This is a genomic window from Colwellia sp. MB02u-10, from assembly GCF_014077185.1.
In the GTDB taxonomy this organism is placed as follows: domain Bacteria; phylum Pseudomonadota; class Gammaproteobacteria; order Enterobacterales; family Alteromonadaceae; genus Cognaticolwellia.
The window spans coordinates 1-374 of record NZ_JACGVK010000089.1; the positions used below are offsets into that span (position 1 = coordinate 1).

Below are 374 nucleotides of genomic sequence, written 5' to 3' on the forward strand. Positions count from 1 at the left end.
GGCTGGATCGCTGGGGATGTTGTTACGGTGGCGAGCACGGGTACCTTTGATACTAAGCATGTCGGTACCGGTAAAACGGTTAACCTGAGCGCTACCAGCTATGGCGGTGCGGATAACACGAACTACAGCATCACAGATCAGGCGACTGCCAGCGCGAATGTAAGCACTAAAGCAATCAGCATCAGTGGTATTACGGCAAGCAACAAAACCTACGATGCAAACACCGACGCGGTCCTTGATGTCTCAGGTGCCGCAGGCTGGATCGCCGGGGATGTTGTCACGGTGGCGAGCACGGGTACCTTTGATACTAAGCATGCGGGTACCGGTAAGACGGTTAACCTGAGCGCTACCAGCTATGGCGGCGCGGATAACAC

General features: G+C 55.3%; 1 protein-coding gene. It reads left to right on the forward strand.

All coding sequences use genetic code 11. From position 1 onward, the window contains the following. The coding region (locus H4J59_RS03970) for a YDG domain-containing protein (protein ID WP_220469716.1) at nucleotides 1-374 on the forward strand (374 nt) is incomplete at both ends.